Below are 23,326 nucleotides of genomic sequence, written 5' to 3' on the forward strand. Positions count from 1 at the left end.
ACGAGGCAAGAAACGGTGTACTCCAGCGAGGCATTGGGCCGCGCGAGTCCGTACGGAACGTGCCGCGCATGGACGCCGGTTGGGAACCTCCCGCGGATCTTGGCCGTACAGAGAAGACCCACAGGGACACGAGGACAGGGATCGGGTGATGGCCCGCCTGAACATCGGGATTCGGCCCTCGTGGGTGGCCCGCCCCTTCCATTTGGCTTTCACCCGGCCGTTCACGGACATAGACCGGACCGAATGGGCGGCGCGGTGGGGGACGACGGAAATCCCGGTCGCCACAGGTCCGCACGAAATAGCCGTCCACTTCCGCTACCGCGGACAGAAATCCGCCCGACCGGGCATCGGGAGGGCCGAGTTCGTCGTGGACGGCTCTTCGGGCCCACTGGCGCTGAGGGCGGTCCTGGACGTCCGCAACGGAAGCCCCTGCAAGGTCACGGTCGCCTGACACCGCACACGGCGAGGTGGCCGCGCGGGCCGATGCGCGACCGCCTTCCCCGGATCGAAGCGAGGGCGACGCGGGGTCCACGCGACGCGGTGCCGCAGGAGGCGCCGTTCGTCCTGGAGGCGTTATCGCCCTGACGCGGGTGAGGGTCTCCGTGATAGCTTCGGCGCCGCCGTACCGCTACCGCGAACCAGGGAGGTGAGACCGATCAACGCTGTGACAGGTCGGGCCTCCCTCCCTCGTATGGCCTAGGGAGTGCCCGCAGAAGGCATTCCGAAAGGCTTGTAACGCCATGCGCTTCACCTCTCAGACGTCCCTCGACGGCGTCTCCGAACAGCTCTTCACCCTCGACGGGGTTCCCGGCGTGCTGTGGACGCCGGAAGGTGCCACCGGTACGCAGCCGCTCGTCCTGATGGGACACGGCGGCGGTCAGCACAAGAAGGCTCCCGACATCCTGGCGCTCGCGCGCCGCATCGTGGCCGAGTGCGGCTTCTCGGCCGTGGCGGTCGACGTGCCCGGCCACGGCGACCGTCCGGTGGATGAGGAGTACGACCGGATCGCGACCGAGAACCAGGCTCGGGTGGCCGCGGGCGAGGAGTTGGCCCCGCTGATCGCCGGCTTCCAGGCGCTCGTGGCCCGCCGGACCGTCCCGGAATGGCGGGCTGTCCTGGACGCGGTCCAGCGGCTCGAGCACGTCGGTGCCGGTCCGGTGGGCTACTGGGGCGTCTCGCTCGGGTGCGGACTCGGCGTTCCGTTCGTCGCCGCCGAACCCCGAGTCCGCGCCGCGGTACTTGGTCTGGGCGGGGCGTCGGCGTCGGCCGGGGACGCCGCGCGCATCACCGTGCCGGTGGAGTTCCTGCTGCAGTGGGACGACGAGCGGGTGCCTCGGGCCCAAGGCCTGGCGCTGTTCGACGCGTTGGCCTCGGCCGAGAAGACGCTCCACGCCAACGTCGGCAGGCACGGGGAGCTCCCGGCCTTCGAACCGGACAGTGCGCTGAGGTTCTTCACCCGGCATCTCGCCTGACGCTCGGCGTCCGACGCCGACCACGCTCCGGCCCGCCCGCCACGCTGTCACGGCGCGCGGGAGCGGGGACCGTGACCGTGCCGCGCCCGCCCCTGTCGCCGTTGGGACATGTCGCATCCGTGACAACTGAGAGCAGTGACATGTCCCGTGACACCAGCGGATTCTGTCGAACAGCGCATGACCGCGAGCTGTATGAAAGGTGCTTGACTGGTGGCATGGATGCGCCTATCGGCGGCTGTATCGACCGTACTGGTGGCGACAATCGGGGGTGTATCGCCCGTCTCCGCCGGGACGAGCGCGGACGCGACGGCGCGCATCACCGCCCGCGACAAGGCGGTCTCCGCCACTGTGCGGCTCCTGACCGGTGACCGGGTGACCGTGACCACGTTGCCCGGCGGACGCCACACCGCGTCGGTGCAGCCCGGACCGGGGCGCGAGAGCATCCCCTTCCGGACACTGGAGGGGAACGACAAGGCGCTCACCGTGCTGCCGTCCGACGCCGAGGCACTGGTGACCGCGGGCACTCTGGACCGGCGGCTCTTCGACGTGACGGCCCTGATCGCCGAGGGCTACGACGAGGCCCACACCTCAGCCCTTCCACTGATCGTCTCCTCGAAGCCGTCGGCGAACGGAGCCAGGAGCACCGCTCGGGCGACACAGGCCGCCGGGAACACGGCCGACCGGCTGGCGGCCCTCAACACGTCCGCGTCGCCCGTCCGTGACCTCGCGAGCATCGACGCACGGTCGGTGCGGATCGCCGACGACGACCTGGGCACGTTCTGGAAGACGCTGAACACCGGCGCGACGTCGGACGCCGCCCGTGCCGCGGTCACCCCGCGGGTCTCGCTGGACGGCAGGGTCAACGCCGTACTGGACCGCAGCACCGCGCAGATCAACGCCCCCGCCGCATGGAAGGCGGGCTACGAGGGCCAGGGCGTCAAGGTCGCGATCCTCGACACCGGCGTCGACGCGAACCACCCCGACCTGGCCGGACGCATAGCGGAGGCCAAGGACTTCTCCGGCAGCACCGGCACCGGCGACGCCTTCGGGCACGGCACGCACGTCGCCTCGATCGTCGGTGGCACGGGCGCCGCGTCCGGCGGGACCCGGCGCGGTGTCGCGCCCCGCGCCGACCTGCTCGTCGGCAAGGTGCTGGGCGACGACGGCTACGGCAGCGAGTCGTCCGTCATCGACGGCATGGAGTGGGCCGCAGCGCAGCACGCCAAGGTCGTCAACATGAGCCTCGGTTCGGGCACGCCCACCGACGGCACCGACTCCATGAGCGAGGCCGTCAACGCCCTGACCGCGTCGACCGACACGCTCTTCGTCGTCGCCGCGGGCAACGAGGGCCCCAGCATGTCCACCGTCAGTTCGCCGGGCGCGGCCGACGCCGCGCTGACCGTCGGTGCCGTCGACCGCGACGACTCCCTGGCCCCCTTCTCCAGCCGTGGCCCGCGCCTGGTCGACGCGGCGGTCAAGCCCGACGTGACCGCCCCCGGCGTCGGCATCGTCGCCGCCCGGGCCTCCGGCACCACGATGGGCACCCCGGTCGACGCCAACTACACCTCCGCGTCCGGCACTTCGATGGCCACCCCGCATGTCGCCGGAGCCGTCGCGCTGCTGGCCCAGCAACACCCCGGCTGGGGAGCCCAGCAGCTCAAGGACGCCCTGATCAGCACCGCGCACGAGGTGCCCGGGACCAAGGTGACCGAGCAGGGCGGTGGCCGCATCGACCTGGCCACCGCCATGGGTTCCGTCACGGCCACCGGTTCCGTCACCCTTCCGCCGGTCCAGGTCGGTGCTGCCAAGAAGCAGCAGCAGGCGGCCACCGTCCGCTACACCAACACCGGTGACCACGCGGTCACGCTCTCCCTGACCGCCGCCCTCGCCACCAACACGGGGCGCGCGCTCCCGGACGGCGTGGTGGGCGTCGGCAGCGGCAAGGTGCAGCTGGCGGCGGGCGGCACGGCCGAGGTGCCGCTGAGCCTCGACGGCACGAAGGCCACTCGGGGCCAGTACTACGGATACGTCACCGCCACCTCCTCCGACGGCACCGTGCTCACCCACACCACCGTGGCCCTGAACGCGCACGGCGCGCTTCACAAGCTCACCGTCGTCGCCCGCGACCGAGACGGCAAGGTCATCGAGGGCGCCGCTCCGACGATCTGGGGTGCCGACGGCTTCGTGAACTACACGAGCCTGGAACCGGCCGTCGCCGAAGTGGAGGAGGGCACCTACCAGGTCAGCTTCAACACGATCGACAAGGCGGCCGACGGTGAGGAACTGCGCGAGGTCGTCAACCCGGAGGTGAAGGTCACCAAGGACACGTCGGTGACACTCGACGCCGCCGACACCGTCCAGGTGCAGATCCGCACACCCCGCCCCGCCGAACAGCGCGGTGTGCTCAGCTACCAGACGTACCGGAAGATCGACGGCAACGGCCTGCTCCAGGGCGTGATGTACTTCGACGTCGCCCAGCGCGTCTACGTCAGCCCCACGGCACGCGTCACCGACGGCGAATTCGAGTTCGCCTCGCGCTGGCAGATGGTGGCCCCGCAACTGCGGGCGAAGGTCCCCGGCACGTCGCTCGCCTTCACCCCGTACTACGTGGACGCCTCCCCGGCCTTCAGCGACAAGGGTGCACGACTGACCGCCGTGGACGCCGGCACCGGCACGGCCGCCGACCTTCGCGCGGCCCACGTGCGCGGCAAACTGGCCGTCGTCCGCTGGCACTTCACCGACGACCGGGCGCTCGCGCGGGCGGCGGCGGACGCCGGGGCCAAGGCACTCGTACTGGTCATGGAGGACGGCTTCTACCCCTGGACGCGGTGGAGCCCGACGGGAGACCGGCTGGCGCTGCCCACCATGCGCGCCGGCGCGGCGGAAGGCGCCGCGCTGCTCAAGCGGGCCGAGGCGAGGTCCACCACGGTGGAGTTCACCGGCACGGTGCGCAGCCCGTACCTCTACGACGTGATGCAGGTGTCCAAGGGCTCCATCCCCAAGCCGCTGGTGTACACCGTCTCCGAGCACGAGAGCGCCGTGGTCCGGAGCACCTACACCCGCACGGGTGCCACGTCCTGGGCGGGCGAGCAGCGTTTCGGGTGGCGGCCCTACCAGGACACCGCCTGGAACCAGTACACCCGCTACGTTCCGACGGGCCAGGAGCGCGTCGAGTACGTGACCGGCGGCGACACCCTGTGGCGTCAGACCGTCCGCCACAACGTCGTCGGTGACCCCGACATGCCGCTCATGGCCGGCATGAGCGATCTGCCGCGCACCTACCGCCCCGGCCAGAACGTCACGGAGCGGTGGTTCGGAGCGGTGGTCCGTCCGTCGATCCCACGTGGCGCGGCCTGGCAGTCGGTGCGCAACGGCGACACCCTGTCCGTGTTCGTGCCGGAGTTCACGGACTCCGGCACCGGCCACTGGGCGTTCGGTGAGGTCCCCGGCGGCGGTGTCGGCAGTGGTATCCGCACCGGATCCCCGTCCGCGGCGGCGGCCGACCTGCCCGACACGGCCACGGCGGAGCTGTACCGCAACGGGAAGCAGATCGCCGCGTCCGACAACGGCGCGTGGGGCGACATCGAGGTGCCCGCGGGCGACGCCGCGTACCGGCTGGACCTGGCCACCGCCCGCGTCTCCGACGACTGGGACTTCGCCACCGGCACGCGCACGTCGTGGACGTTCCGCTCGGACACCGCGGCGCGGACAGCCATGCTGCCGTTGCTCCAGGTCGACTACGCCGTCCCCGTCGACGCGCGGAACGCGGTGGGCCGGGCGCGCGGGCACAGCATCGGACTGACCGTCCGCATGCAGGACGGCATGACGGCACCGCGTGGTGTGACGCTCAGGGTCGAGACGTCGTACGACGGCGGGCGGACCTGGGCCACCGCGTCCACGGCCCGCAGGGGCAGCGGCTTCAGCGCCACCGTGGAGCGGCCGAACCGCGTGCACGGCGACGCGTACGTGACGCTGCGTGTCACCGCGAAGGACGCGGCCGGCGACACCGTCCAGCAGACGGTGGACCGCGCCTACCTGCACCCCGGCGCGCGGTGACGGTGACCGTGACTGGGGATCGTCCCTCCTGACGACGGGGTGGGTGCCGTGGAGTCCGTCCCCGGCACCCACCCCGTCTCAGTGGGACACCTCCCGGCCGGCCGGACCCGGTTCCGGGTGGGCGCCGGTGAGCTCCGGCTCCAGACCGCCGGTCAACTCGGCGTGCCCGCGGCCGGAATCGACGCGCCACGCCTCGAAGGCCCAGGCCGTCAGGGCGACGACCGCGAGCCCCAGCAGCCAGCCGCCCACCACGTCACTGAACCAGTGCACGCCGAGCGCGACGCGGGTGAAGCCGACACCGAGCACCGAGACGGCGGCCAGACACCAGCCCAGCGGCCGCCAGGCGCGCGGGACCAGGGGCAGCAGGACGAGCAGCAGCACCGCGAACGAGGTGGTGGCCGTCATCGCGTGCCCGGACGGGAACGAGAACCCCGGGGCGTGCGCGACCGGATCCTCCAGAGACGGTCTGGCCCGCTCGACCACTGTCTTGACGAGCAGTCCGATCAGGCCGCCGGCCACGGCCGTCACGGCGGACCAGGCCGCCAGCCGCCACGCCCTGCGGTACACCAGCCAGATCGTGAGCAGCGCGACGGCCGTACGCAGGGTGACGGGATCCCACACCCGGTCGGAGAGGAAGCGCAGCGTGCTCGTCCAGGCGGGGTGTTCCAGCGCCGTCTCGTGCAGCCGTCGCGCGGTGCCCGCGTCCAGACGGCGGAGGGGCTGCCAGTGGCCCTCCAGGAGTACGAGCAGGAGCCCGAAGGGCACGGCGGCGACCGCGGCGACGGCGGCCGACCCGAGCAGCCGGACACCGAACCTGCGGTCTGCCGCCCGGCGGCGCTGCTCACGGAGGCGGAGGGCAACGGTTCGCACCGGCATTCACACTCCAGGGTCGGGGTGGATCGGACCGGGCCGCAGGGCCCGTGAGGCCTCCAGCTGCGCGGCGAACGCCAGTCCGAGGAACAGGGCGATGGAGGTCAGATAGGCCCAGAGCAACAGTGACATGAAGGCGCTGAGCGGGCCGTAGATCGTGTCGAAGGACCCGCTCACCCCGAGGTACAGGCTCAGCAGCCAGGTCAGTGCCGTCCACAGCACGAGGTAGACCGCGGCGCCGAAGGCCAGCCAGGTGTAACCGGGCTGCTGCCGGCGGGGAGAGCGACGGAAGATCGCGCTGGCGGAGAGGAGCGCGAGCAGGAAACCGACCGGCCACCGGATGATCTCCCAGGCGGTCCTGGCCGCGCCGTCGAGTCCGTAGACCGTCACCGCCGCGGAGGCCAGGTCGCCGCCGGCCACCATGACGACGAACCCCAGCCCCAGCGGGATCCCGGCGCTGAGCGACATCACCAGGCCGCGCAGGTACTTCCGGTGGAAGGGGCGGTCCCGCTCGTTCCCGTAGATCCGGTTGGCACCACGCTCGATCTGGCACATCGCCGTGGTGACGTTGACCAGGGAGAAGAGCAGACCCAACCAGAGGGCGACCTGCGCGCCGTCGCCCGCCGTGTGCCGGCTGCGCCGCAGCGCGTCGTCGACCACCTCGGCGCTCGGGCCCGCGGCGATCCGGTGGATCGTCAGCTCGGCGAACCTGCCGATGTCCTCCGAGTGCAGTGCCGTGGAGAGTCCGACGAACGCGATGGCGAGCGGGATCACGGCCAGCACCGTCTGCAGGGCGAGCGCCCGGGAGTGGCTGAAGCCGTCGGCGTAGCGGAACCGGATGAACGAGTCGCGCAGCAGCGGCCAGCGGCCGTAACGGCGCAGGGACGCCAGCGCCTCGTCCGCGGAGAGTTCCTCGCCGGTCATGTCACGGGTCTCGGGGACCCTGGTGGCGGTACCCATTCACTTCTCCCGGGACGGCAGCAGCACGGTCAGGGCGCCGGGCCTGACCTCGGCGGTGAGACGGCGCCCCGGGCCGACCGGGTCTCCGTCGAGTTCGCGGGACTGCGGGGAGTCGAAGGTGAGTTCGGCGCGGCGGAAGGTGAAGAACTCCACCGGTACGCCGGCCCGGTCGCCGTCCTGGGTGGCGAGGGTGTCCACGGCGGCGCCCCGGGGCGTCCGGGACCGGCCGCGCAGCAGCGTTCCCACCGCGCGCATCCAGCCGCCGGGGCCCCGCGGGTCGAGGATCAGGAGGTCGAGGCGCCCGTCGTCGGGACGGGCGGACGGCAGGAGCGTCAACCCGCCCTGGACGGTGCCGACGTTGGCGACGAGGACCATGCGCGCGGTACGGCGGAGGGCGGGCGCGTCGTCGAGCCGGATGGTCAGACCCATACGGGGGGTGCGCAGCGTGCTGATGCCCGCCAGGAGGTACGCGGGCCAGCCCACGGCCGACTTGGCGCGTTCGTCCGTGTGCTCGATCATCGCGGCGTCCAGTCCGGCCCCGGACATCGCGGTGAAGTGGGTGGCGGTGAGGTCGTCGCCCTCGATGTGCCCGAGGTCCAGGGGGTGCGACGTACCGCGCAGCGCGGCCTCCAGGGCCTCGGCGGGGGCGAGCGGCAGGCCGAGGTTGCGGGCCAGCAGATTGCCGGTGCCGCACGGTACGACGGCGAGCGGGACCCCGCTGCCGGCCAGGGCGTCGGCCACCACGCGGACGGTACCGTCCCCGCCGCAGACCACGACCAGCGTCGCACCGTCGCGGATCGCGCGGGCCGTCTGCCCGCTGCCCGGGTCGTCGCGGGTCGTCTCGATGAACACCGGCGCACGGTGGCCGTTGTGGTCCAGGACCCGTCGCAGGGACACCCGGGTGGCTTCGTCGGTCACCGTGGGATTGAAGATCACGGCCGTGGTGCCGTGGTGCCGCTCGGCGCGGGCACCGTCGGCGGCGGGCAGCGAGCCGGTGGAGGGCGGCGCGGTCACGGACTTGTCGGTCAGCAGGGCACGCCCGACGATCAGCAGGGACAGGCCGCCGTTGACGAGTCCGCCCACCACGTCCGTGGGGTGGTGCATGCCGCGGTAGAGGCGGGCGACGCCCACCAGCAGCGGTATGAGGAGCAGCAGCACCCCCACGACTCTGCGCCAGGGACCGCGCCCGCGTGACAGCACCACTACGGCGAGGCCCGCGTACAGGGCGGTGGCGGCGCCGGTGTGGCCGGACGTGTAACTGGACGTGGGCGGGGACGCGTCGAGGCGGTCCACGTCCGGACGGTTGCGGTCCACCGACAAGGTGATGGTCAGGAAGACCAGCGACTGGAGGGAGACGGCGACGGCGAGGAAGACCGCCTGTCGCCACATGGGGAGACGGGGCAGCAGGACCAGCACCAGACAGGCGGCCAGGGTGAGCGTGATGACCGTCAGGGTGTTGCCGGCCTCGGAGCCGAGGAAGGACAGAGTGGTGAGGGTGCCGGTGCGGCCCCGTTCGAAGGCTTCGTCGACGCGGTCCTCGACCGTCAGCGGCCACAGATCACGCGCGGGACCGGTGATCAGGAGTCCGAATCCCACCATCAGCGCGGCCTGGCACGCCGTCAGGGCGGCGATGCGCGCGGCGGTCCGCCCGATGCCTCGGGGCAGGGCCGCCGGCCTTCCGGAGCCGGCCTCCTCCGATGGGATACGAGGCAGTCCGGCAGGTCTTTCCGGCACGGCGGTCGGCATCGGGGCTCCCACGGATCGGCGCCTTTCGGCGGCGTTCGGCCGGGGGCGACTCCCCGGACGAACGCCGTCTGCCCCGGGAGCCGCCGTGCAGGCCTCCCGGACGCAGAATCGCCCGGTGGATCGTCACGCTGGGTGTCTGCCGTGACTCCGGCGCATGGCTGGGGTCTCCGCTGTGGTGTCCGGGTCGCCGAAGCCGGCGCCGGGGGAGGGACGCTGCCGCCTGCCGGGGGCGGTTCCGTATTGCCGGTTCGAGGGATAAGAAACAAATAAACTTTGGGCGCATGGGTGGTTGTCGGCAGGGCACTCGGTGCTGCGGAGGTTGATAACTATGGTTCCCCTGCTTCTCGTTCTTCTGCTCGCTCTGGTCCTCTTCGGTGCCGGCTTCGCCTTGAAGGCCCTGTGGATCGTCGCCGTGATCGTGCTCGCCGTGTGGCTGCTCGGTTTCGTCATGCGCTCCACCGGAACCGGTGGCAGCCGTGGCCGCTGGTACCGCTGGTAGAGATCACCCAGTTCCCACCCGGTGGTGGTGCGGGGCGGCCCCGGACTGATCAGTTCAGTCCGGGGCCGCCCCGCGTTCGTGTGCCTCTTGCGTGAAGATGGCGGTATCGGTGCGCGCGCGCCGCGGAGCGGGGCAGGAGGACCGTGTGGCCGGGAGGTCCGCCGTGCGCGCAGGGAACCCGCGCACCTCCAACACGGCGGGCTTCCCGGACCCGTCCGCCCGCGCGGCGCGCAGCCCGCTCGACGGCCTTCGGCGGAGGACGGGTGGTGTCGGACGTCGCCCCGTGTCAGCTCGCGGGCGACGTCAGGGTCCGGTTCAGCGCGGCCAGACCGTCCGTGTAGATGCCGTGGAACAGGGCGATGGCCTCGTCGTCGCCGATGCCGTCCGGTGTGAAGCTGCCGGACCACTCCACGCGGGCCCTGTCCTGCCGGGCGGTCTCGTGCACCGTGAGGGTGGAGAGGTAACCGGTGACGCGGAAGGGGGCCTGGAGGATGGAGTAGCTGTAGGTCCGGGCCTTGTCGTCGAAGGCTTCGAGGCGCTCGACGATCACGCCGACCTCCTCGTTCGTGAGACGCCGGACGCGTCCGCCGTCGGCGAGTTCGCTGGAGGGGATGTACGGCAGCCAGTCGGGCAGCGAGTCGAAGCCGCCGATGAGCTGCCAGACGCGGTCGGGCGAGGTGGGGATGTCGAGGGATGCGGTGGTCGTGGCCACGGGATTCTCCGTTGGGCTGGGGCGGAAGGGGTCAGGCGGCGGCGGGTACGGGAGCGTCCTGTGCCACCAGTCGCTCCGCGCGCAGGTCCGCCCAGAACGCGGCGGGGATCCTCTCGGTCAGAGCGGCGATGTCCTCCGCGATGCGACCGGGCCTGGTGGCTCCGGGGATGGCGGCCGTCGTCGCCGGATGGGCGAGGGAGAACTGCAGCGCGGCGGCCTTGACACCCACCCGGTGCCGCTCGGCCAGCGCCTTGATGCGCTCCACCTTGTCGATGATGTGCGCGGGCGCCTGCTGGTACTCGAAGTGGGTACCTCCGGCGAGGATTCCGGAGCTGTACGGGCCGCCGACCACGATGTCGACGTCCTGGGCCGCGGCGGCCGGGAGCAGGCGCTGCAGGGCCCGCTCGTGGTCGAGGAGGGTGTACCGGCCCGCGAGGAGGAAGGCGTCGGGCTTCGGTTCGTCCAGGTCGAGGGTGAGCTCCAGGGGTTCCACCCGGTTGACGCCCAGCCCCCATGCCTTGATGACGCCTTCCTCGCGAAGCCCCTGCAGGACACGGAAGGCACCGGTGCGCGCGCTCTCGTAGGCGGCCAGCCACTCGTCTCCGTAGAAGTCCTGCGCGACGTCGTGCACCCACACGATGTCGAGACGGTCCGTCCGCAGCCGCTTGAGGCTGTCCTCGATGGAGCGGAGAGTGGCGTCGGCCGAGTAGTCGTTGACCATCTTGTTCGGGCGGCCGTGTTCGAAGAGGCCGCCCTTCTCGCCGAGGTCGCGGGCGGACGGGTCCTCGACCTCGTCCAGGATGACGCGGCCGACCTTGGTGCTCAGCACGAACTCGTCACGGGGGTGCCGGGCCAGTACGTCGCCGAGCCGGGTCTCGGAGAGGCCCGCGCCGTAGAAGGGCGCGGTGTCGAAGTAGCGGATGCCCTGGTCCCAGGCGGCCTCGACGGTGGCCGCCGCCTCCTCTTCCGGGATGGCGCGGAACATGTTGCCGAGCGGTGCGGTGCCGAAGCCGAGTGAGCCGGGCAGCAGGGGCTTGATGCTCATGGAGGATCCTCGCGGATAGAGATCAGGGCGGATTCGTCACGGTATGGGCGATCCGTCGGCCTTACGTGTTCGAGGTTAGGATCCCTACATGAGACTGTCCAAGACTTGCTTGGACAGAGTTGAGTCCTTTGAGGTCCTACATGCTTGACCTGCGACAACTCCGCTACTTCGTCGCCGTCGCCGAGGCCGAACACGTCGGTCGCGCCGCCGAGCGACTGCACATCTCCCAGTCACCCCTCAGCCGGCAGATCGCCCAGCTGGAGAAGAACCTGGGACTCACCCTCTTCGAACGCAGCCAGCAGCGCATCCGGCTGACCTCCGACGGCCGGGTCTTCCTGACCGAGGCGCAGGCCCTGCTGCGCCACGCCGACCGGCTGGAGAACCTCGGCCGACGGCTCGGCCGCGGCGAGGAGGGCGGCCTGTGCATCGGGTACGTGGCCGACGCGATGCACACGGGCATCCTGCCCTCCGCCCTGCGCACGCTGCGTGACCGGCGTCCGGGCATTCACGTCGCGCTGTACGACCAGGAGTCGGCCGAGCAGTTCGAGGGTCTGCGGCAGCGCAGCCTGGACATCGCGCTGGTGCGCACCCCGCCGCCCGAGGACGACCCGGACCTGAACTCGGCCCCGTTGCTTCGGGATCCGCTGCTGCTCGTGCTGCCCGCCGGACATCCGCTCGCCGAGCAGCAGGAGTTGACACCGGACGCCCTCGACGGGCAGCCGTGGATCGCGGTGGGCGATGCCCCGGACCCGGCCTGGCGCGACACGTTCGTCGCGTCGTGCGTCGCCTCCGGCTTCACGCCCGACATCCGCCTCGACGCGGCCGATCCCCTCACCGCGCTGGGCCTGGTCGCCTCCGGCCTCGGTCTCGCCCTCATCCAGAAGAGCATGGTGCGCGGCACCTCCGACGGCGTCGCGATACGCGAACTGCCCTGGTACGGAGGGTCTGTTCAACTGTGGGCGGCGTGGCACCGGGTCGATCTCCGGCCCGTGGTGGCCGAGTTCCGCGAGACGGTCCTGATGGGACGGGGTGACGCGTGAGCGCGGGAACGATCGAGGCGACCGGGGAGAACGGTTCCCTTCGGTTGCGGGTTGCGGGCCGCGGCCCGCAGGGTCGCAGGGAGTCGGGCGCCGTGCGGGCAGCGGATACCAGGGAAGCTGGGCAGCGGGCTCCGGACGGGAGGTGCCCGCGCGGTAAGTCGAGTGCCGAGCACGGGTGTTCGCCGCTTCGTGTCCGTGCCCCGCGCCGACCGTGACGCACCCGGCCGGGCGGGGACAAGGGGGCCGTGCCCGGGTGCGGCACGGCCCCTCGGTGTCGGACTCGGCCCGGGAGTCAGCGGTCCTGGGCGAGGGCGTGAAGTTCGCCCAGGAGACTGCCCTCGGTGGCGACGAGGTCCTCGAAGCGGCCCTGTTCGCGGATGCGGCCCTGATCGAGCACGATGACCCGGTCGGCCATCCGCACGTTGTCGAGCCGGTGCGTGACCACGATCGTGATGCGGTCCGGAGCCATCTCGCGCAGTTCGCGGAAGATCGTGTGCTCGCCTCGCGCGTCCATCTCGCTGGTCGGCTCGTCCAGGACGAGGACGGCCGGCTCCCGGTACATCGCCCGCGCACAGGCCAGCCGCTGCCACTGGCCGCCGGACAGTTCGTGCCCGCCCCACACGGAGCGGGCCAGCAGGGTGTCCAGCCGGCCGGGCAGGCCACGCAGGGTGGTGTCCATGCCGACCCGGTTCGCGACCGCCCAGATCCGGCCGTCGCCGTCCTCGCGCGGCTGGCCGAGGGTGATGTTCTCCCTTGCCGACAGGGGCCAGCGCCCGGTCCGCTGCGGGACGAGACCCACGTGCCGCCACACCGATTCCGCGTCCGCGGTGGCCAGGTCGGTGTCGTCCCACCGGACCGTGCCCTCGCCGGCCGTGGTCAGTCCGGTGAGCAATCTGATCAGGGTGGACTTGCCGGCACCGTTCTCGCCGACCAGGGCGACGACCTCCCCGCGGTGGAGGGTGAGATCGACCGGGTGCAGGGCCGGTGCGTCCTTGGAGGGGTAGGTGTAGCCGGCGCCCTCGAACCGGATCTGCCTCGGCGCCTCGACCCGCGTCGTGCCGCGGGCCGTGACCATGGACCCGACCTCGTCGACGAAGGTGTAGTAGTCGTTCAAATAGAGGCCGTGGTGGAACATCACCGCCCCGTACCGCACGATCGAGTTGAGCGCGCGCCCCGCGGTCTGTGAGGCCACGACGGCCGTGCCCGCGAGTGCCGCCGTCATCGCGCCGGCGAGCACCAGAGCGGCGAGAGAGGCCCACATGCCGAGGGTGAACGCCCCCGCCAGTGACGCGGCCAGCAGAGTCACGAGCAGATACGGACGGGCGCCCTCGAGCTCGCGGCCCTCGACCCGGTCGCACATCGTCCGGTACCAGTAATGCAGGTACGGGCGCATGGTGTTGGCGCGCAGCTCGTCGGCGAGATCGGCGGTGGTCAGCCACCAGCGCATCATGCCGCGTACGTTGCGGGCGGAGAGCGTGCGGTCGTGGACGCGGTAGTCGATGCGCGCCGCGATCACCCCGCCCATCCCGCGCGGGACCACGGACAGCAGGAGCACACCCAGCAGCAGCGGGTGCAGCGAGGTGAGGACGGTCGCCGCGGAGACCAGCTGGACGAGTCCGTTGGTGAGGGTCTTCGCGTCGTCGGCGAGATCCACGGCCCGCAGCGACCCGATCTCCGCCGCCTGGCTGCGGTCGCTGAAACCCTCGGTGTCGTAGGCGGAGAGTTCGGCGCGCATGTGGAGGTCGACCAGGGTGAGGTCGGCGGCCGAGGCGATCTTCGGGTTCAGTCGCCGGGTCGCCCAGTCGGCGAGGATCCACAGGGCCGCGCCGCCGGACATCGCCACGATCGCGACGACCAGGGCCGGCCACGCGTGCGCCAGCCCGTCCCGTGGGTCGGAGGTGGTCAGCCGTGGCAGGGCCCGGGCGACTGCGCCGAGCATCACCGCCGTCGCCACGCCGGACAGCAGCTGGCAGACGACGATCGTGGCCGCCATGCGCCGGTCGACGGACCAGGCGAGCCGGGCCGTCTGTACGAGGGCCCGGGGGATCCGGCGGGCCATGTCCCACAGTGTCGCGTCGTCCATGGCGCGCCGGTGCTTGCGCCCGTTGTAGTCGAGTTCGGGCGGTGCGGCCGGCTGCGGAGCCCCGTCTCGTGCCGCGGGTACGGACATCGTCCTGCCGCGGTCGCTCGCCGCCTCCACGAGGGGCGTGGTCTTCCTGCCGTGGGGCGTCGTCATACGAACACCCCCGCCATGAGCCGGTCCAGGGTGCGCCGTCCCCGCGCCGTGATCTCGTGATCGGCGAGCGCGGGGCCCCGGACCAGACAGCTCACCGCGTCGAGGGCGGCCAGAGCCTTCAGCGCGTGCCGCTCCTCGGGAAGCAGGCGGCGGCCGTATCCCTGGAAGCACGCGGCCCGCAGGTCGGGCCGGTCAGCCCAGACCCCACAGCTCATCTGGACGAAGTCCTGCACCGCGGCGGCGAACCGGGCCCGCTCGAAGCCGATCCAGCCGGCCTGCTCCGTGGACCGGGACCACAGGAGGTTGCGGGGCCTGGCGGCACCGTGGACGAAGGCGAGCGGCAGGGGCGGAAGGATGCGCAGTCGCTCGGTCAGATCGCGCACGTATCGGTGCTCCGCAGTCGTGATCCGGTCGCCGGCCCGCCGCAGCAGCGGGCCGGCGCAGTCGGCCGCGGCCCACAGGGCCCGCTCGGCCTCCGTACGCCGGGGCCCGGACAGGTCGCCGGCCTCGTGCAGCCGGGCCAGCAGAACTCCGCCCTGGCGGTGCGCCCGGACCTCCCCTGCGGGGGAGACGGCCAGCTGCCGGAGCGGGCGGCCCGGGACGGTGGTCAGCAACAGGGCCAGGTGCTCGGGGTTCGAGGCGCGCAGCTGCGGCGCGCGGCCGGCACCGAGGGCCGGGACCGCGTGGCGCAGGGCGAGGGTCTCCCTTTCGTACGCCAGGGGCTGGGGCGAGACCTTCAGGTGGAACAGGGCCCCGTCAGGACGGCGGAGAACCCAGACACGGGGATTCCCACGGGAGTTCCCACAGGGGGTCCGGCGGGGGTGCGGGGCGTCCGCGGTGACGGAGACCGGTACGCCGAGTTCCTTGCCGGCCCAGGCGAGCAGGGCCGGCGCGGGCATGGTCGAGTCGGTCACGCACCCCACCTCGACGACGGTCGTGACGCGGAGACGAACAGAGCGCGGCGCACGTCAACCGGGCGCCGGAGCGCGGCGGGCGAGATGGTCCGAGCGGGAGGGTTTTCGAACGCAGACCGGAGGGCGGCGAGTACGAGTACGGGATTCACGGGATTCTCCTCGGTGGGGAAAACGGTCGAAGCAACTCGGACAACTGCCCTGATCACAGGACCGATACGGGGTGCACGGAGCGAATGATCGGGCGAAAGTTCGAATTGTGTCGGCGCGGGCAAGTGCTGTCGGCCCGATCGACCGGCGCCGGCCCGTTCGATTCACTCGTCAAGGGGACGGTGACGTCGCTGTGGCCCGAACGGGGGATTGCGCGCGGCGTCGAGTGCACCGGTCTCCTTCGGCACGGCGTGGGTGGGGACTGCGGACGGCACCCTCGTGCACCCCACTGACAATCAGCGGGGGAAGGGACTGCGATCCGGCCAACCCGGACGGGCACCGCGCCGGCGGTCGGGTGGGGTCGCTCGAGCCCCTGGCCTGGGCCGGAGGCGGAAGAAAGGATTCTCGAACCGCGGTGTGACATCCCGTGGGGGAGCGGCGGCGAGGATGGCTCGAACTGTGCGCAGCCGGACGTCGATCCCGTTCCCGGTGCCGGGGGGTGTCACGGGGCCGCATGCGCGACGCCGGCCTCCCCTCGGTGGCGATTCGGTGCATCGTCACGTCGGGAAAGCCGGCGTCGGGGCACGGCGGGTCAGGAGGCGGGGATCTCGTCCACGAACCTCGTTCCGGCGGTGCGGTACGCGGCCACCTTCGCGGCCACCTGGGCCGGGGTGAGGACCTGGTCCTTGACATGCAGGACGTAGTCGACCTGCTCGTCGTAGGCGCGGGCCGTGGTCGAGGTCTGTCCGGCGAGGTCGATCAGCCACTGGTTGAAGTTGATCGACATCGGACGCTCGGGCAGGTACTGGGCGTCGTGGGTGCCGAAGAGCTGCCCGTCGATGTAGTACTTGATGCTGCTGTTGTCGATGGTGAGCACCAGGTCGTGCCAGCCGTTGTAACTCTGGCGGCCTTCGGTGTGCTGGTTGACGGCCTGCCAGGGGTCCGGGTTGTAGGTCTCCCAGGACGTGGTGTACAGGATGTTGCCGGTCTCGCCCCAGCCGCCGTTGGGCAGGTACTCGAAGTCGTACTCCGAGTAGTCGTCGGCCATCGGGGCCTTGAGGTCGTTGATGGTGAAGAAGGTCTGCACGAGGTGATCGCCGTCCGGCCCCGACTTGGGGGTGTCGGAGAACTTCACGCGGGCCGCGTAGGTGCCGTTCTCGAACTTCGTGCTCCTGGAGACGACTTCGGTCTGCCTGGTGGACTCCGCGGTGCCCGCGGTGGAGGTCTCCAGGTTCATCACCGTGTTGCCGGACACGGTGGGGAAGGTGACCTTGGAAGGGTCCCAGGTGGCACCGGGAACCCCGGGACCGCCGGAGTTGGAGCGGACGTTCCAGCCGTGGGCGGCGATGGCGGGGTCGGTGTACGACGCGTAGTCGAAGTCGTCGAACAGACTCTGGCCTCCGCCGGGCGGGTCGGTCGGATCGGTGGGGTCGGTGGGGTCGTTGCCCTCGGGCGCGATGCCCCACACGGTCGTGCCGGCAAGCTGCGCGGTGACCTTGTTCCAGTCCGCGTACGAGGTCTGGGAGGGGTTGAAGGAGTAGTCGTCGGCCTGGTTCAGGGTCTGCCAGTTGGCCTGGTAGAAGCGGAGCTGCATGTCGCTGGTGTCGGCGCCCGCTGCCAGTGAGCCGGCCGCCGAGGTGAAGCCGATCTCCAGGTAGCGGTTCGCGGTGGCGGTGGGGTTGCTCAGTACGCCGAAGGTGCCCGTGATGTTGGCACACCCCTTGACCGCCCAGGAGCAGGCGAAGCGGTACGAGGCACTCGCCGAGTCCGCCTTGAAGTAGTAGCGGATCTTCACCTGGCTCAACTGGACCGTGGAGGAACCGGTGTTGCGTACCTTGAACCAGGGTTCGCTCTGATCGGCGGTGGCCCCGCTCGCGCTGGTGCGGTACTGAACGGCGATACCGTCGGCCGCGGCGGAGGCGGTCACGGTCATGGGTAGGGCGGCCAGGACGGTACTGCCCAGCAGAGTCGAAAGTGCCAGGGCCACACGGCCTCGGCCGACGGGGGGACGGGTTCTCATCTGGGGGTTCCTTTCAGGGGGACTCCCGCCGCGTGCGGGAGGGCCGGGGGAAGGCAGCCGTCAGGGTCGCCGGGATGAGGAGCGTGCGGTGAGTCCGGCACTCGGCGAGGTGGTGCCGGGCAGGGTGAGCGGGCGGTACTTCGCGATTCGCCTCCGGGGGATCTGGCGACGGACGGCATACCGGACTTGACCAGTTGGCCCACTGGGTTTACCAGTTGGCATCTCGGTTGAAGGTGGCATAGACCAATGCACTCGTCAACCCCCGTGCTCCGTAGGGGATTTGATGATATGACGGGTGATCAGATCACTGGCGCGGCGGTATCCGGGTGACTCGGAACCACTTACCACCGGACCAGTTATGGTCAGGGCCGTACCAGTTCCCGTCCCGCCGACGATCGAGAGTCCCGCATGGAGATCGACCCGGCCGCCTCCCGTGCGGTGCTCAAGCGTGAGAAGGTGCGCGACGCCGTCCTCGAACTGATCGAGGAACGCCGCCCGGGCGACGCGATCCCCTCCGAGCGGGCGCTCTGTGCCGAACTCGGCGTCTCCCGGCCCACGTTGCGGGCGGCGGTGGACCAACTCGTCGTGGCCGGACTGCTGGTGCGCGAGCACGGCCGCGGCATGTTCGTGGCCGGCGAGAAGATCACACAGGAACTGGTTCCCGACAGGCGGACCTTCAGCCTGCCGCAGGCCGCGGGCACCTGGACCAGCCGGCTGCTCGAATTCAGCACGCAGCGGGCCGGTGCGCGGGTGGGCCGCAAGCTGCGCATCTCACCCGCGGCCGAGATCCGCTACGTGGCACGTCTGCGGCTCGTCGACGGTTCCCCCATGGCCATCGAGTACCTCCACGTCCCGGCGGACCTGGCGCCGGACCTCACCCAGCACGAACTGGAGAACGGCGATCTGTACCAGCACCTGAAGCAACGCCACGGAGTCCAGGTCAGCGAGGCGGTGCAGGCGATCGAGCCCACGGTGGTGACCCGCGGCGAGGCGGACCTGCTCGACGTGCCGGAGCTGTCACCGGCTCTCCTCTTCGAGCGGCTCACCTCGGACACCCGCGACCGGCCGGTGGAGTACGTGCACTCGATCTACCGAGGCGACCGGTACCGCATAGTCTCCCGGCTGGCGCTCGGTCCCCGCGCCGAACACCCCTCGCCACCCGACGGCCATCATCCCGGCATCCCGCCGGGGGACCTCATGGCGGGTGAACCCGTCGCCTTCTCCACTCGGGGTGTGGTGCAGAGCGACCTGTGACCGTCGGAGGCGGGACTGTGGAGGGAGGTGACGTGGGTCAGGCGGCCGAAGGGGTCCAGACGCGCTCGGCGTAGTCGAGGAAGTTCGTGCCGAGAATCTTCTCGATGCGCCGCGAGCCGTATCCGCGGGACTCCAGCAGGCGGATCAGCTCCCGGAACTGGTTCACACCCCGCAGGTCGATGACGAAGGGCAGGGTGTCGTCGCGCTCACCCGCCGCGCCGACGCCGGCCTCGCGGCGCAGGGCGACGTGCTCGGCGAGGTGGGCGCGGTAGGTGTCGAGGTCGTCGATGGACGTGACCGTCCCGTCGGTGCCGATGCCCACGTGGTCCTCGCCGCACACGTTCACGGCGTGCACGATGTGGTCGACGACGTCCTCGGCGCGGGCATGGCCGGACAGCGAGAGGAAGGGCATGAAGTAGATGCCCACGAATCCACCGCGGGAGGCGACCAGACGCAGCTCCTCGTCGGTCTTGTTGCGGGGCAGGTCGGCGAGGGCGCGGCAGCCGGTGTGGTTGATGGAGACGGGCCGGCGTGAGTACGCGGCGGCGTCCAGGCAGGTGCGCTCCCCGCTGTGGGAGAGGTCGACCATGACGTGCTGCTCGTTCAGCGCGTCGACGACACGGTGCCCGAAGTCGCTCAGACCGCGGTTCTCCGGTGCCATCGAACCGTCGCCGATGTGATTGGCCTGGTTGTACGTGAGCTGGACGACGCGCACACCCAGGCCGGCGAAGGTCGCGATCCGCCCGGTGTCGTGGCCCACGGCCACGGCGTTCTGGAAGCCGTAGATGATGCCGATCCTGCCCTCGGCGCGGGCGCGGCGGATGTCGGCGGCCGTACGGACCTTGACGAGGTCGGCGGAGTGGTCGCGGACGAGCGCGTCCCACACGGCGATCTCGTGGAGGGTGTGCTCGTACGGAGGCAGATCACCCATCGTGTAGCCGAGGGTGATGTTGACCGCCGTCAGGCCCGAGGCATGGACGTCGGCCAAGGTCCTTTCGTCGATGGTGAGTTGATCGCTGGACGGGTTCAGCTGAGCGGCGGCGTCAACCGAGGCGGGGGCGTTGGGGTTGTCCAGCTGGCCGAGCGCGTTGATGATCATCGGGGTGTCGGTCATCGGGATCCCTCGGGGTCGGTGCGCCCGAACTCGGTGCGCTCGAAGCGGCGTCCACGTTTGACGGTGAGTGCGATGGTCCGCAGATTTCCTATGTCGTCGAGGGGATCCTCGTTCAGGACCGCGAAGTTGGCGAGTTTGCCCGCCTCGACACTGCCCATGACGTCCTCGGCGCCCGCACTCCGGGCACCCACGAGCGTCGCCGAGTGGAGCACCTGGTCGGCCGGGATGCCGCAGCGGCGGACGAGGAAGTCGAGTTCCTCGTAGAGAGCGGGAAAGGGGGCCCCGGGGTCGGTCTCGTAGTCCGTGCCGGTGGAGATCGCGACGCCCGACCGGTGGGCCTGGGCGGTGAGAGCCGCGGCGAGGTCCACGTTGGCCCGCGCGCGGGCGGCGGACTCGGGCGTGTCACCGGCCAGGAGATCGCTCAGCCACATGCCGGCGGTCGCGTCCAGGACCGTACCGCGCTCCTTCATCCGCGCGAAGAGCGCGGCCAGCCGTGGCTCGTCCCCCGAGGTGAACCGGGAGTGGTCGACGGCCGGCTTGTCGCGGTAGCTGATCAACCGATCCTCGACCGCCTCGAAGGGAAGCAGGGTGACGTGCGAGAGGCTGTCGGCGCCGGCCGCGACGAGGTCGCCCGGTGTCGCCGGGAAGACCGTGGCGTGGGCCCAGACGTGGATGCCCTGGCGATGCGCCTCCGCGGTGATGGCGGCGACGGTGTCACGGTCCAGGTCCGCGTAGATCTTGATGGCGGTCGCATGGGTACCGCGCGCCATCGCCACGGCCAGCCGAAGGTCCGTGTGCGCGGTGATGGCCTGCATCCACGGCACCTCGCCCGGCGTCCCGCCCCGGGTGACCTGGTGGGTGCGCGGATCGTCGAAGAAGCCCGGCCCCGCCATCAGGGCGGCGTACCGGATGTCCGGGCCCGGGATCTCGCCGACCAGGGTGGCTCTGGCGAGATCGCCCACGTGCCGCAGGTCGTCGGCCATGTCACGGACGGCCGTGACGCCGCCGAAGGCGAGCCGGCGCAGCACCGCCTCGGCGGCGGGCCGGTCGGGCGGGGTGGCGAGGTGCTGGTGGGAGTCGATCAGTCCCGGCACGACGAAGCGTCCGTCGAGATCGAAGACCTCGGCGCCGGCGGGCAGGTCGGCACCGATCACGCGGTCGTCACCGACGGCGCGGATGGCCGGGCCGTCGATGACGATGGTCGTCGAGGGCCGGAGGGGGCCGCCGATGCCGTCGAACAGAGTGGCACCGCGGTAGACCGCGACCGTGCCCGGCGCCGCGGGGGCGTATGGGGTCGGTGCGCCCGGGCTTTCGTCCGCCATCTTCACCTCTCGGCAGGACTGTTACGCTCAGCGCAACAGTCGTATCGTCACTGGAAACATTCGGCACTGTACCCCCGTCCCGCCCGGCCTCCGCAAGGCCCCCGGCGCCGACGGAGATTCGATGCCGGTCGAGGCCCGGTCCCACGCCGAGACCCGATGCCACAAGGAGTGCTCCCCATGCCCGAGGCCCCCCGCACGGCGGTGGACAAGGCGCTGGACCTGGTCGAGGCCGTGGCCCGCTCGCCGCAGCCGCCGCGCCTCACCGACCTGGCCGAGGCCGTGGACCTGCACCGGGCGACCGCGTACCGGATCCTGCTGGATCTCGTCCGCCGCGGCTGGGTGCTGCGGGCCGGCGACCGCTACCTCCCCGGCACGGCGGTCCTGCAGCTGTCCTCCGCCGCCACGCGCCACTCCCTCGTCGCCCTGGCCCGGCCGGTGCTCCGCAGCCTGTCCGAGGCCACGGAGATGATGGTCAACCTCCAAGTCCTCGAGGAGGACCGCTCCCGAGTGATCGACGTCGTACGGCCCGAGCGCCTCGGCATGATCACGCGCCTGCTCGGTGAGGCACTGCCCGTCCACCGGTTCGCCGGCCCCCTGGCACTGGTCGCGGCGCTCGAACCGGAGGCGCGGGGGCCCTATCTCCGCCCGGCCGAGGAGGCGGGGCACCCGCTCGACGGTCCCGAAGGAATCGTGGCGGAGATCGAACACACCCGGCGGTCCGGATTCGCCGTCGAGCACGGACGCAACGAGAAGCCGGTCGCCTCACTGAGCCGCGCGGTGGTCGTGGACCAGGGATCCCCCCTCTGCGCCCTCACCGTGGTGGGTCTCGACGCGGAGATCGACACGGCGCGACTCCTCCACCTGAAACAGCGACTGCGCGAGGCCACCGAGGAGCTGGGACGCCTGCTCTCCTGGACCGGACCCGGCACCGCCACGACGGAGGTGCCGGCATGACCGGGGTCCTCGTCCTCGACCGGGCCCAGACCCGCGCCGCCCTCGACCCCGCGCGCGTCATGGAGGCGGTCGCTACCGCACTCGTCGCCATCGGCCGGGACGAGGTGTCGGCGCCGCCGAGGATCGCCGCGCGCACCGCGAGCGGATTGCTGGGCGCCATGCCCGGATACGTTCCGGGGCTGGGCCTCGCGGCCAAGCTCGTCTCCGTGTTCGGCGATCCCGACCGCCCCGGCCGCAGCGCGCACCGCGGAATGGTCGCCCTCTTCGACGCCGACGACGGCCGGCCCCTCGCCCTCATGGACGCCGAGTCCCTCACCGGCATCCGGACGGCCGCCGCCGCCACGTGGAGCGCCCGTGCGCTGGCGGTCGCGGAACCGGCCGGCCCGGCGACCGTGATCGGCACCGGCGCCCAGGCCCGCGCCCAGGTCGCCCTGCTCGCGGCGCTCGATCCCACCGCACCCGTCGTCGTGGCCGGCCGTGACCAGGGGCGGGCCCGGCTCACCGCCGACCTGCATCCCGGGGGAAGGACGGCCACGGGTGTCGAGGCGGCGGTCCGCGCGGCGGGCGTCGTCTTCTGCTGCACCGGCGCCACCCGGCCCGTGGTGCGCCGTGACTGGCTCGCGGCCGGCACCCACATCAGCTCCGTCGGCGGTTCGCACGGTCCCGAACTGGACACCGGCACCCTGCGGGACGCGGCCCTCTTCGCCGAGTGGGCGGGCGCGGCCACGGCCGAACCCCCGGCCGGAGCGCATGAATTGCAGGATCTTCCTGCCGGGCGGACGGTCACCCTGCTCGGCCGCGTGCTCTCCGGGGACCGGCCCGGACGGCAGAGCGCGGACGAACTGACCGTGTTCAAGTCCACCGGGCACGCCGCCCTGGACGTGGCCGCCGCGCATGTCGTCCATGCCGTCGCCTCGGCCGCGGGGTGGGGGACGAGGGTCGACCTCTGACGACGGCGAGGACCG

At 71.5% G+C, this 23,326-nt stretch carries 18 protein-coding genes; 8 read left to right on the plus strand and 10 right to left on the minus strand.

Annotated elements, in window-relative coordinates; translation table 11 throughout:
* The first annotated feature begins 148 nt into the window (after positions 1 to 148).
* From OHB41_RS40680 to OHB41_RS40690, 3 genes are all read left to right on the plus strand, one after another.
* Positions 149 to 451: a hypothetical protein gene (locus tag OHB41_RS40680; protein ID WP_266704750.1), complete on the plus strand. Its 303-nt coding sequence runs from the start codon at positions 149 to 151 to the stop codon at positions 449 to 451.
* Positions 452 to 740: 289 nt separating this feature from the next.
* Positions 741 to 1,472: an alpha/beta hydrolase family protein gene (locus tag OHB41_RS40685; protein WP_266704752.1), complete on the plus strand. Its 732-nt coding sequence runs from the start codon at positions 741 to 743 to the stop codon at positions 1,470 to 1,472.
* A 219-nt stretch (positions 1,473 to 1,691) separates the two neighbouring features.
* Positions 1,692 to 5,528 (plus strand): S8 family peptidase, encoded by a 3,837-nt coding sequence (locus tag OHB41_RS40690; protein WP_266706509.1) that lies wholly within the window; start codon positions 1,692 to 1,694, stop codon positions 5,526 to 5,528.
* Positions 5,529 to 5,606: 78 nt separating this feature from the next.
* Here the strand turns inward: OHB41_RS40690 and OHB41_RS40695 are convergent, their stop codons facing one another.
* Genes OHB41_RS40695 through OHB41_RS40705 form a run of 3 tightly spaced genes read right to left on the minus strand, consistent with a single transcriptional unit; the run spans position 5,607 to position 9,104 of the window.
* Complete coding sequence (locus OHB41_RS40695; protein ID WP_266704754.1) at positions 5,607 to 6,404, minus strand: phosphatase PAP2 family protein; 798 nt, start codon at positions 6,402 to 6,404, stop codon at positions 5,607 to 5,609.
* Positions 6,405 to 7,358: a YihY/virulence factor BrkB family protein gene (locus OHB41_RS40700; RefSeq protein ID WP_266704756.1), complete on the minus strand. Its 954-nt coding sequence runs from the start codon at positions 7,356 to 7,358 to the stop codon at positions 6,405 to 6,407.
* Positions 7,359 to 9,104 carry a bifunctional phosphatase PAP2/diacylglycerol kinase family protein gene (locus tag OHB41_RS40705; RefSeq protein ID WP_266704758.1) on the minus strand — a complete coding sequence of 582 codons (1,746 nt, stop codon included), beginning with the start codon at positions 9,102 to 9,104 and terminating at the stop codon, positions 7,359 to 7,361.
* Positions 9,105 to 9,432: 328 nt separating this feature from the next.
* On the opposite strand from OHB41_RS40705, the gene OHB41_RS40710 reads away from it, so the two are divergent.
* On the plus strand, positions 9,433 to 9,603 hold the full coding sequence (locus tag OHB41_RS40710; RefSeq protein WP_266704760.1) for a hydrophobic protein: 171 nt from the start codon (positions 9,433 to 9,435) through the stop codon (positions 9,601 to 9,603).
* A gap of 286 nt (positions 9,604 to 9,889) precedes the next feature.
* Here the strand turns inward: OHB41_RS40710 and OHB41_RS40715 are convergent, their stop codons facing one another.
* Together OHB41_RS40715 and OHB41_RS40720 are read right to left on the minus strand one after the other, a co-directional pair.
* The gene (locus OHB41_RS40715; RefSeq protein WP_266704762.1) at positions 9,890 to 10,315 is read right to left on the minus strand and encodes an SRPBCC family protein; all 426 of its coding nucleotides are present in this window, start codon (positions 10,313 to 10,315) and stop codon (positions 9,890 to 9,892) included.
* A gap of 31 nt (positions 10,316 to 10,346) precedes the next feature.
* Entirely contained in the window at positions 10,347 to 11,360 is a 1,014-nt protein-coding gene (locus OHB41_RS40720) for an aldo/keto reductase (protein ID WP_266704764.1), read from the minus strand.
* Between the two features lie 140 nt (positions 11,361 to 11,500).
* Here OHB41_RS40720 and OHB41_RS40725 point away from each other — a divergent pair, with 140 nt between their 5' ends.
* On the plus strand, positions 11,501 to 12,400 hold the full coding sequence (locus OHB41_RS40725) for a LysR substrate-binding domain-containing protein (RefSeq protein ID WP_266704766.1): 900 nt from the start codon (positions 11,501 to 11,503) through the stop codon (positions 12,398 to 12,400).
* A gap of 292 nt (positions 12,401 to 12,692) precedes the next feature.
* Here the strand turns inward: OHB41_RS40725 and OHB41_RS40730 are convergent, their stop codons facing one another.
* The 3 genes from OHB41_RS40730 to OHB41_RS40740 all read right to left on the minus strand — a co-directional run bounded on the left by OHB41_RS40730 (position 12,693) and on the right by OHB41_RS40740 (position 17,717).
* Complete coding sequence (locus OHB41_RS40730) at positions 12,693 to 14,570, minus strand: ABC transporter ATP-binding protein (RefSeq protein ID WP_266706511.1); 1,878 nt, start codon at positions 14,568 to 14,570, stop codon at positions 12,693 to 12,695.
* A 62-nt stretch (positions 14,571 to 14,632) separates the two neighbouring features.
* Positions 14,633 to 15,550, minus strand: a complete 918-nt coding sequence (locus OHB41_RS40735) for an aminoglycoside phosphotransferase family protein (RefSeq protein ID WP_266704768.1) — start codon at positions 15,548 to 15,550, stop codon at positions 14,633 to 14,635.
* A 739-nt stretch (positions 15,551 to 16,289) separates the two neighbouring features.
* Entirely contained in the window at positions 16,290 to 17,717 is a 1,428-nt protein-coding gene (locus OHB41_RS40740) for a cellulose binding domain-containing protein (protein ID WP_266704770.1), read from the minus strand.
* Positions 17,718 to 18,125: 408 nt separating this feature from the next.
* Here OHB41_RS40740 and OHB41_RS40745 point away from each other — a divergent pair, with 408 nt between their 5' ends.
* Positions 18,126 to 18,971, plus strand: a complete 846-nt coding sequence (locus OHB41_RS40745) for a GntR family transcriptional regulator (RefSeq protein ID WP_266704772.1) — start codon at positions 18,126 to 18,128, stop codon at positions 18,969 to 18,971.
* Between the two features lie 37 nt (positions 18,972 to 19,008).
* Here the strand turns inward: OHB41_RS40745 and OHB41_RS40750 are convergent, their stop codons facing one another.
* Positions 19,009 to 20,085, minus strand: a complete 1,077-nt coding sequence (locus tag OHB41_RS40750) for a dipeptidase (RefSeq protein WP_266704774.1) — start codon at positions 20,083 to 20,085, stop codon at positions 19,009 to 19,011.
* The gene (locus OHB41_RS40755) at positions 20,082 to 21,407 is read right to left on the minus strand and encodes an amidohydrolase family protein (RefSeq protein WP_266704776.1); all 1,326 of its coding nucleotides are present in this window, start codon (positions 21,405 to 21,407) and stop codon (positions 20,082 to 20,084) included. The genes OHB41_RS40750 and OHB41_RS40755 overlap by 4 nt, the downstream gene beginning before the upstream one ends.
* Before the next feature lie 177 nt (positions 21,408 to 21,584).
* On the opposite strand from OHB41_RS40755, the gene OHB41_RS40760 reads away from it, so the two are divergent.
* Together OHB41_RS40760 and OHB41_RS40765 are read left to right on the plus strand one after the other, a co-directional pair.
* Complete coding sequence (locus OHB41_RS40760) at positions 21,585 to 22,361, plus strand: IclR family transcriptional regulator (protein WP_266704778.1); 777 nt, start codon at positions 21,585 to 21,587, stop codon at positions 22,359 to 22,361.
* A complete protein-coding gene (locus OHB41_RS40765) occupies positions 22,358 to 23,311 on the plus strand; it encodes an ornithine cyclodeaminase family protein (RefSeq protein ID WP_266704780.1) in 954 nt (317 codons plus the stop codon). The genes OHB41_RS40760 and OHB41_RS40765 overlap by 4 nt, the downstream gene beginning before the upstream one ends.
* The last annotated feature ends 15 nt before the right edge of the window (positions 23,312 to 23,326 follow it).

Source organism: Streptomyces sp. NBC_01571 (genome assembly GCF_026339875.1).
Lineage (GTDB): Bacteria > Actinomycetota > Actinomycetes > Streptomycetales > Streptomycetaceae > Streptomyces.

Bases quoted from the DNA above. Each gene is read 5' to 3' on its own strand.
- OHB41_RS40755 (WP_266704776.1), bottom strand. From the start codon at position 21,407: ATGGCGGACGAAAGCCCGGGCGCACCGACCCCATACGCCCCCGCGGCG.
- OHB41_RS40680 (WP_266704750.1), top strand. From the start codon at position 149: ATGGCCCGCCTGAACATCGGGATTCGGCCCTCGTGGGTGGCCCGCCCC.
- OHB41_RS40760 (WP_266704778.1), top strand. From the start codon at position 21,585: ATGCCCGAGGCCCCCCGCACGGCGGTGGACAAGGCGCTGGACCTGGTC.
- OHB41_RS40750 (WP_266704774.1), bottom strand. From the start codon at position 20,085: ATGACCGACACCCCGATGATCATCAACGCGCTCGGCCAGCTGGACAAC.
- OHB41_RS40700 (WP_266704756.1), bottom strand. From the start codon at position 7,358: ATGGGTACCGCCACCAGGGTCCCCGAGACCCGTGACATGACCGGCGAG.
- OHB41_RS40685 (WP_266704752.1), top strand. From the start codon at position 741: ATGCGCTTCACCTCTCAGACGTCCCTCGACGGCGTCTCCGAACAGCTC.
- OHB41_RS40730 (WP_266706511.1), bottom strand. From the start codon at position 14,570: ATGTCCGTACCCGCGGCACGAGACGGGGCTCCGCAGCCGGCCGCACCG.
- OHB41_RS40745 (WP_266704772.1), top strand. From the start codon at position 18,126: ATGGAGATCGACCCGGCCGCCTCCCGTGCGGTGCTCAAGCGTGAGAAG.
- OHB41_RS40740 (WP_266704770.1), bottom strand. From the start codon at position 17,717: ATGAGAACCCGTCCCCCCGTCGGCCGAGGCCGTGTGGCCCTGGCACTT.
- OHB41_RS40725 (WP_266704766.1), top strand. From the start codon at position 11,501: ATGCTTGACCTGCGACAACTCCGCTACTTCGTCGCCGTCGCCGAGGCC.
- OHB41_RS40695 (WP_266704754.1), bottom strand. From the start codon at position 6,404: ATGCCGGTGCGAACCGTTGCCCTCCGCCTCCGTGAGCAGCGCCGCCGG.
- OHB41_RS40710 (WP_266704760.1), top strand. From the start codon at position 9,433: ATGGTTCCCCTGCTTCTCGTTCTTCTGCTCGCTCTGGTCCTCTTCGGT.
- OHB41_RS40720 (WP_266704764.1), bottom strand. From the start codon at position 11,360: ATGAGCATCAAGCCCCTGCTGCCCGGCTCACTCGGCTTCGGCACCGCA.
- OHB41_RS40765 (WP_266704780.1), top strand. From the start codon at position 22,358: ATGACCGGGGTCCTCGTCCTCGACCGGGCCCAGACCCGCGCCGCCCTC.
- OHB41_RS40690 (WP_266706509.1), top strand. From the start codon at position 1,692: ATGCGCCTATCGGCGGCTGTATCGACCGTACTGGTGGCGACAATCGGG.
- OHB41_RS40705 (WP_266704758.1), bottom strand. From the start codon at position 9,104: ATGCCGACCGCCGTGCCGGAAAGACCTGCCGGACTGCCTCGTATCCCA.